At 73.9% G+C, this 7811-nt stretch carries 9 protein-coding genes; 3 read left to right on the top strand and 6 right to left on the bottom strand.

From position 1 onward, the window contains the following. Together ACOV8S_RS16645 and ACOV8S_RS16640 are read left to right on the top strand one after the other, a co-directional pair. Window positions 1-972: metallophosphoesterase (locus ACOV8S_RS16645; RefSeq protein ID WP_448318582.1), on the top strand; the 972-nt coding region annotated here is incomplete at its 5' end. 153 nt (window positions 973-1125) lie between these two features. After that, a complete protein-coding gene (locus ACOV8S_RS16640) occupies window positions 1126-2679 on the top strand; it encodes an ABC transporter substrate-binding protein (protein WP_448318581.1) in 1554 nt (517 codons plus the stop codon). A 113-nt stretch (window positions 2680-2792) separates the two neighbouring features. Here ACOV8S_RS16640 and ACOV8S_RS16635 read toward each other — a convergent pair whose 3' ends face one another. From ACOV8S_RS16635 to ACOV8S_RS16625, 3 genes are all read right to left on the bottom strand, one after another. Then, the gene (locus ACOV8S_RS16635; protein ID WP_448318891.1) at window positions 2793-3602 is read right to left on the bottom strand and encodes a TetR family transcriptional regulator; all 810 of its coding nucleotides are present in this window, start codon (window positions 3600-3602) and stop codon (window positions 2793-2795) included. Window positions 3603-3699: 97 nt separating this feature from the next. Beyond that, the gene (locus tag ACOV8S_RS16630; protein ID WP_448318580.1) at window positions 3700-4212 is read right to left on the bottom strand and encodes a thiol-disulfide oxidoreductase DCC family protein; all 513 of its coding nucleotides are present in this window, start codon (window positions 4210-4212) and stop codon (window positions 3700-3702) included. Then, the gene (locus ACOV8S_RS16625; protein WP_351110467.1) at window positions 4209-4622 is read right to left on the bottom strand and encodes a hypothetical protein; all 414 of its coding nucleotides are present in this window, start codon (window positions 4620-4622) and stop codon (window positions 4209-4211) included. The genes ACOV8S_RS16630 and ACOV8S_RS16625 overlap by 4 nt, the downstream gene beginning before the upstream one ends. A gap of 112 nt (window positions 4623-4734) precedes the next feature. On the opposite strand from ACOV8S_RS16625, the gene ACOV8S_RS16620 reads away from it, so the two are divergent. Continuing rightward, window positions 4735-5199 (top strand): NUDIX domain-containing protein, encoded by a 465-nt coding sequence (locus ACOV8S_RS16620; RefSeq protein ID WP_382560929.1) that lies wholly within the window; start codon window positions 4735-4737, stop codon window positions 5197-5199. Between the two features lie 31 nt (window positions 5200-5230). On the opposite strand, the gene ACOV8S_RS16615 is transcribed toward ACOV8S_RS16620, so the two are convergent. The 3 genes from ACOV8S_RS16615 to ACOV8S_RS16605 all read right to left on the bottom strand — a co-directional run. After that, complete coding sequence (locus tag ACOV8S_RS16615) at window positions 5231-6379, bottom strand: hypothetical protein (protein ID WP_448318579.1); 1149 nt, start codon at window positions 6377-6379, stop codon at window positions 5231-5233. Then, window positions 6379-7116: an RNA polymerase sigma factor gene (locus ACOV8S_RS16610; RefSeq protein WP_448318578.1), complete on the bottom strand. Its 738-nt coding sequence runs from the start codon at window positions 7114-7116 to the stop codon at window positions 6379-6381. The genes ACOV8S_RS16615 and ACOV8S_RS16610 overlap by 1 nt, the downstream gene beginning before the upstream one ends. A 256-nt stretch (window positions 7117-7372) precedes the next feature. Continuing rightward, window positions 7373-7811 (bottom strand): hypothetical protein (locus ACOV8S_RS16605; RefSeq protein ID WP_448318577.1); only part of this gene is annotated, 439 nt, incomplete at its 5' end.

Raw genomic sequence — 7811 nt, 5'->3', positions numbered from 1 at the left:
GCCCCCGCCTCCGTCCCCGCCCCGGCGAAAGAGGCGAAGGACGAGAAGGGCGCTGAGGACCCCGACGGAACTCCGGCCGAGGGAGCCGAGGGAACAGGGGAGGCCGAGGCCACCGGCGCCACCGACGCCGGCACGCCCCCGCGGACCCTCAGCCGCCGTCTCTTCGTGGCCCGCACCGTCGGCTCGGTCGCCGCCGTGGCGGGGCTCGGCACCGTCGGCGCCGGCACCTACGGCGTGCTGAACGGACCGGGCGTCAAGCGGGTCACCGTGCCGCTGGCCCGGCTGCCCCGCGCCGCGCACGGCTTCCGGATAGCCGTCGTCAGCGACATCCACCTCAGCCCCGTGCTGGGACGCTCGTTCGCCCAGCGCGTCGTGGACGTCGTCAACTCCACCCAGCCCGACCTGATCGCCGTGGTCGGCGACCTGGTCGACGGCTCCGTCCGCGACCTGGGCCCGGCCGCCGCGCCGCTGGCCGGTCTGCGCGCCCGGCACGGCGCGTACTTCGTGACCGGCAACCACGAGTACTTCTCCGGCGCCGAGGAGTGGGTGGACGAGGTCCGCGACCTCGGACTGCGCCCGATGGAGAACATCCGCACCGAGCTCGCCCACTTCGACCTGGCCGGCGTCAACGACATCGCGGGCGAGGACCACGGCCAGGGCCCGGACTTCGCCAAGGCGCTGGGCGACCGGGACGGCTCCCGCCCGGTCGTGCTCCTCTCCCACCAGCCCGTCACGATCGACGAGGCGGTGAAGTACGGCGTCGACCTCCAGCTGTCCGGGCACACCCACGGCGGGCAGCTGTGGCCCGGCCCGTACCTGGCGGAGCTCGCGAACCCGACGGTGGCGGGTCTGGAGAAGTACGGCGACACGCAGCTCTACGTGAGCCGCGGCGCCGGCGCCTGGGGCCCTCCGACCAGGGTCGGAGCCCCGTCGGACGTCACCGTGGTGGAGCTCGCCTCACTGCGGGCCTGATCCCACCCGCCACAGGCGTGACCACAACGGAATCCTTGGTTCTGGTCAATTCCTTCCCCCCGGGGTCACTCCTGTGGTTCAGTGTGGCCGCCGATGTGAAGGTTCTGCGGACGATCGGCGGCAGGTTAGGTTTCGGGCCCTGGGGAGGGACCTGTGCGCTCGATTCGAGTGCGGATTCTCGCAACAGTTCTGGTTCTCGCGGTCGTCGGCGTCGGCGCCTGGCAGTTGATGCCGGACGAGGTCGTCGACACCGACCCGATCGTGGTCGGCACGACCGACGTGGTGACGTCGCTCGACCCGGCCGGCGCCTACGACGCCGGATCCTGGGCCGTGTTCTCCAACGTGTACCAGACGTTGATGACGTACCAGCCCGGAAGCACCACGCCGGTGCCGGACGCCGCGGAGGAGTGCTCGTTCGACGGTGACGACGCGATGGTCTTCGTCTGCGAGCTGCAGGACGGACTGAAGTTCCCGAGCGGCCGCGAGATGACCGCGAAGGACGTGAAGTTCTCCTTCGAGCGCGTCCTGAAGATCAACTCGGACGTCGGTCCCGCCTCCCTCTTCTCCACGCTGAAGTCCGTGAAGGCCGACGGCATGGAGGTGACGTTCCGCCTCAACAGCCCGGACGCCACGTTCCCCTTCAAGGTCGCCACCGGTGCGGGCGCGATCGTCGACAGCGAGGCCTACCCGGCGGACGAGCTCCGCGGCGGGAGCAAGGCCGACGGCACCGGCCCGTACCGGCTCGCCTCCTTCAAGGAGGGCAAGGAGGTCGTCCTCGAGCCCAACCCGCACTACCGGGGAGCCGTCGAGGAGAAGCCCACCCCGGTGACCCTGCGGTACTTCCACGACTCCGAGGCCCTGGACAAGGCGTGGCAGGCCCGCAAGGTCGACGTCGCCTCCCGGCAGCTTCCGCCGGACACGCTCGCCGGCCTGTCGGCCACCGACCCGGAGTACCGGGTGTCGGAGAGCTCCGGGTCCACCACCAACAACCTCGTCCTGAACGTCAAGTCGGGATCCCCGCTCGCCGACGTCTCGGTGCGCCGGGCGATGGCCTGGCTGGTCGACCGCGAGAAGATCGCCGCCACGGTGATGCAGGACTCCGTCGAGCCGCTGTACTCCCTGATCCCGGCGGGCTTCATCGGCCACAACACCGCCTTCTTCGACGCCTTCCCCGACCGCGACCCGGACAAGGCCCGCGCGCTGCTGCGCGAGGCGGGGATCCAGACGCCGGTCGTCATCGAGCTCGGCTTCCCGAGGACCGGCGCCCGCGAGCAGGAGGCCTACGAGCTGAAGAACCAGCTCGAGGAGGGCGGCCTGTTCCTGGTCAAGCTGGAGGGCCGTGAGTGGGGCGACTTCCAGAAGGATTACGCGAAGGGCAAGTTCGACGCGTACACGGTCGGCTGGATCGCGGACTACCCGGACCCGGACAACTTCTCCGCCGTGCTGATCGGCACCGGCAACGGCATGAAGAACGGTTTCAGCGACAAGCGGGTCGACCAGCTGATCCTGCAGAGCCAGGCCTTCGGCGACCGCGTGCGGGCGGTGCGGACCTTCGAGGAGCTCCAGCGGCTGACGGCCGACGAGGTCCCGATGATCCCGCTCTGGCAGCGCAAGGAGTACACGATCACCGACAAGGACGTCGGCGGCGGCCAGTACCTCAACGACGGCACGGGCGTGTTCCGCCTGTGGCGCCTCGGGTGGCTCTGACCGCTCCCGCCACCGCGCCTTCCGTCACCACGTGACGCGAACGCCCGGTCGCCCCGGCCCCACGGCCGCGGCGACCGGGCGTTCGGTGTACCGGCCCGGCCCGCGCTCCCCGGTCAGGAGCCGGAGTCCCCCTCCTGCTCCGCCGAGGCGGCCCGCTTCGTGGCGCGGCGCTTCCCGCCGGCCGCCGCACCCGCCGCCGGCCCGGAGTCCGGTGCGGTCCCGGTCCTCCCGTCGGCCCCGGTCTCCGCCTCGGCCCCGGTCCTCCCGTCGGCCCCGGCTTCGCCCTCGGCCCGCTCCGCGTCCCCGTCGCCCATCCCCGGGAGGAAGTCCGTGAACAGTTCGTGGACCTCGCGGACCAGCGGCCGCAGCACCCGGAAGCGGGCCAGCGTGACGCCCAGCGTGGTGAGCCGGGCGCCCCGTTCGGCCAGCCGGTAGCTGCGTTCGCGGCCCGGGGTGCGGTCGAAGACCCAGTAGACGACCAGGCCCATCAGGGACAGCCACATCAGCTCCGGCAGCGTGTCCTTCAGCTCGGCCGGGACCTTCGCCTTCGACCCGGCCAGCACCTCGCGGAATATCCCGATGGACTCCTCGCGCGGCGCCTTGGAGTCGGCGGAGAAGGGGCTCAGCGGCGAGTCCGGGTCGGCGGCGTTCTTGAAGAACTGCGCCGCGAACTCGTGGTACGGCTCCGCCACGTCCAGCCAGGCCTTGAGCACCCCCGCCAGACGGGCCTGCAGGTCCGTCTCCCGGTCCAGGACCGCCCGGGCGGCCACCTTGTGCTCGGCGCCGATCCGGTCGTAGAAGCCCTGGATCAGGTGTTCCTTGCCGGAGAAGTAGTAGTAGGCGTTGCCCACCGACACCCCGGCCTCCTGGGCGACGGCCCGCATCGTGGTGCGGTCGTAGCCCTTTTCCTGGAAGAGGCGCATGGCCGTCTCCAGGATCAGCGTGCGGGTCTGCTCGCTCTTGGGCTTCGGGGTCCTGGGTTCCTTCGGTTCGGGCACGCCCTGAGCCTAACCAGTGCCGTCAGCCGGTGGGACATGCCCCGTCGGGGCACCCCGGGGCGTCGAGGGTCCACCCGATGTCGGGGTGGTACACCCAGCCGTCCTCCCGCCGGTACACCCCGCCGCCCCAGCGGCCCGGGGCGCCGGCGGGGGAACGGGGCCACAGGTGCCCCCGCCACTTGGCGGCCGTCAGCACCGCGGCCCGGGCCACCCGCTCGCCCGTCGGCGTGCTGAGCCGGTGGGCGAGCGGGCGGTGCTCGCGCAGCGCCCACAGGCAGACGATCCAGGCGGCCGGGCCCCGGTAGACCTGTCCGGCGTCGCCGACCACCGTGATCTCGTCCAGGGTGGCCCCGTGGTCCAGGCCGGGGAAGCGGCGCCGGGCCTCCTCGGAGGCCGCGGGCACCAGGTCCAGCCGGACCAGTTGCGGCTGCCGCCGCAGCCAGCCGCTCAGATGCCGGCACAGCGGGCACTCGGCGTCGTAGAGCACCGTCAGACCGGTGACCGGCACCCGGTTCGCCGCGGACACCGATCTCACGCCCCGGTCGGCGCGGCGGGAGCCGCCCACGCCTGCGGGTCCACCGGCGGCACCTGCTCCCGCTCCATCCGCCCGCGGCGGCGGATCCGGCTGAGCACCCACACGTTGCCCAGGTGCAGCACCCCGAGGACCAGCAGCACCACGCCGAGCTTGGTGGAGAGCGCCTCGAAGATCCCGCGGGCGTCCGCGACGGCCTCGTCGCGGTTGAGGTACAGGGCGACGAAGCCGAAGTTGACCAGGTAGAAGCCGACCACCAGCAGGTGGTTGACGGCCCCGGCGAGCTTCTCGTCGCCCTTCATCACGTCGGCGAGGAAGATCCGCCCGTTGCTGCTGAGGGTGCGCGCCACCCAGACCGTGAGCCCGATGCTGACGACCAGGTAGACGACGTACGTGATCACCGTGAGGTCCATGCCCCCACCTTCCTTGAACGCGTTCAAAAAACGCTGACGAGATGAAGGTAGACCTCTTTTTGAACATGTTCAAGTCCGTTGCGCGGTCCGGGGCGCGCCTACGCTGGGGGGTGTGACGACTCCTCATCGGTTCATCGCCGCCGTGTGGAAACGGCTCCGCGGCTCGTGGCAGTGGCGGATCCTCCACCTCGCCAACGCCACCTTCATGGTGGGCGTGACGGGGGTGGTCCGCGACGACGCGGGGCGCGTGCTGGTGCTCCGTCACCGGCTGTGGAACCCGGCGCTGCCGTGGGGCCTGCCGACGGGATTCGCCAAGCGGGGCGAGGAGTTCGGGCAGACGGTGGTCCGCGAGGTCAAGGAGGAGACCGGGCTCGACGTCCGGCCCGGCCGGCTGCTCCGGCTGCGCAGCGGCTTCCGGCTACGTCTGGAGGTGGCCTACGAGGCGGAGCTGGTGGGCGGGGAACTGGCCGTCGACGACTTCGAGATCCTCGAGGCGAGGTGGTGCGATCCGGGAGACCTTCCGGAGGGCCTGCAGCCGTCCCACCACGAACTCCTCACGGACCTTCCGCGGGCGTGACGCCCCGAAGTGCCCGCGCGGGACCCGGGCCTCAGCCGCGGCGGCCGGCGGTCGCGGGCTCCGCGGCGCGCTCGCGCCCGGAGCCCCGCCCGGAGCCCCGCTCGGCGGGGGAGCCGGCCGTCGGGCGGGAGGCCCGGTCGTCGGCGGAGGCGCCGCGGGCGCGGGCGACGCCGCCCTTGCCGGTACCGCGGCCGCGCTCGCCGGCGGCCGGACCGCCCGCCGAGCGCCGCCCGTTCTCCGCCGAGTCGTCCCGCTCCCTTCGGCGGTCCTTCTCCCGGTCGCCCTCGTCGTCGTCGCGCTTCAGGGTGCCGTCGGCCGGCGCCTCGCCGCCGTCGCCGACCAGACCGGCGCAGTACGCGGACACCCCGGCGTTCCCCGCCGCGGCGTCCAGCTTGCGGCGCTGCTCCGCCGTCAGGGGCCGTCCGGCCAGGTGGTCGCGGCAGGCGTCGCGCAGCGACTCGTGGGACCCTCGGCCCCGGTCCCCGGACTGCCCGCCGGACGCGCCGCCGTCGGTGCCCCTGCCCTCCTTGCCGTGCGCGTCCCCGGATCCGGGCGCGTCCGTCGTGTCACCGCGCCCGGCCGTGCCGGACGTCCCGTGGCCCTCCTCGCCGGCGCCGCCGGCCGACGTGCCACCGCCGGGCGAGGGCAGGACGCCGGAGCCGTCGGTGACGCCCGAGAGGGCGCCCCCGGGCAGTGGGGCCGTCGGCGTCTCCGAGCCCAGCGGCACCGGCGTGGACGTCCCGGAGGGCACCGGCATCCCGGTGGCCACCGACCCGGCCGGGGCCCGGTCCCCGGAGACGAAGCCGTGCAGCCCGCCGCCGATCGCCGCGCCGCCGCCGACCACGCCGGTCACCAGCACCGCCGCCAGCACGAACCGGTGCCGGGCGGCGCCGCGACCGCGCCGCGCGCGCACCGGGAGTGCCGCGCCCGGGGTGTCGGGCCTGCGCGCCCCGGTCGCGCCGCGCGCGGTCCGAGCCGCGCGGAAGGCGGCCAGCGCGGCGTCCTCGCCGGCCGCGAAGTCCGCAACACGCTCCGCGGGACCCGCCGGAGCCGCCGAAAGGCTGTCCAGCATCCGCACGAGATCCCGGGCCGCCGCGGGGTCGTCCGCGCCCGGGCGCTCACCGCGCAGCAGACGCTCCGCCGTCTCGCGGTCCAGCCAGCTGTCGTGCTCCTCGGGCATCACATGTCCTTCTGCGTCCGCGTCGGCGCGTACGTCACTCCGGCGGACGTCACCAGCTTCTGGCGCGGCCACCGCGATGACGGCGGCACCAGCCCGAGTATGCCGAGCCGCTCCGCCACCGCCTCCACCGAGGAGGCCGTCAGCGGCTCCGGACCCGGCCCGGGGCCGGCGCCGCGGCCGGCCCCCGGCGCGGGTTCCGCGAGGAGTTCGGCCAGCTTCCGCAGTCCGCGGTGCGCCGCCTGCCGTACGGCGCCGGGCCGCTTGCCGAGCGTCGCGGCGGCCGACTTGGCGTCCAGCCCCATCACCACGCGCAGCACCACCGCCTCGGCCTGGTCGGCCGGCAGACGGGAGATCAGCGCGAACGCGCGGTCGGTGGCGAGGGCGTCGATCGCCTCCGCCGCCGTGTCCGCGGTGGCCGGCCGGTCGGCGAGTTCCGTCTCGTCGCCCGCGGTCGCCGGACGGCGGCCGCGCATGCGGATGTGGTCCAGCGCCCGGTTGCGGGCGATGCGCGCCGCCCAGCCGCGGAAGCGGTCGGCGTCGCCGGTGAAGCGGTCGAGGTCACGGGCGATCTGCAGCCAGGCCTCCGAGGTCACGTCCTCGGCGTCCGGGTCGCCCACCAATGTCCGTACATATCCGAGCAGCCGAGGGTGCACCGTGCGGTACACAGTCCGGAACGCGGTCTCGTCCCCGTCCTGTGCCGCGTGCACCGCGGCGGTCAGCTCCGCGTCGTCCCCCACGCCACGCGTGCCTTTCTCGCGCCCAGACCGGCACCGCGCCCGCGGTCCGGTTCGTCTCCGTCGCCCCTGGAACGGTACGGGGCCGGAACGCCCACGTCCATGTGTACGAGGAGGCCACGGCACTTTTTGTGTGCGTGGTGTGACAAATCTGCGGGCGGCGGCGCTGACACGAGTGCGGGCCGGTGACGGCCCGCACTGCGACGGTCGGGGCCTCTCCTGTGGGGGGTGGCGGCCCCGGCCGTCGCCCGTTCCAGCGTCAGCCCCCGTGCGGCGGCACGGGCGCCGCGGGCGGAACCGGAACCTCGACGGCGGGGACCGCCGTCCCGGCGGCCCGGGGGACGGCCAGCCAGTGGCCGACGGCCCAGGCGGGGCGGGCCGCCTGCACGGGCGCCCCGGCCTCCAGGGCCGACATCTTCTCCTGCTGCGCCGCCGAGAGCCGCAGCACCAGCAGCGCCGTCACCGCCATGGTCACCACGTCGAAGCCGTCCGCGGCCACCTTGGTGGCCGCGGCGACGCTCACCTCCACGAGCGGGAAGACGTCGCCCCGGAGGATGCCGTCACCGGCGACGACGCTGTCCAGCGTGTGGGCGTCGTCGAACGCGCTCCGGAGCAGGATCCCCAGCAGCCAGCTGATCAGCCACAGCGGCCACCACAGGCCGAGCAGCCTCGCTCTGCGGGAGGGTGCGGGGCGGGCC

The organism is Streptomyces sp. CO7 (assembly GCF_053474865.1).
The sequence above is the reverse complement of the archived record's forward strand: the minus strand, read 5'-3'. Positions and strand labels throughout refer to the sequence as shown.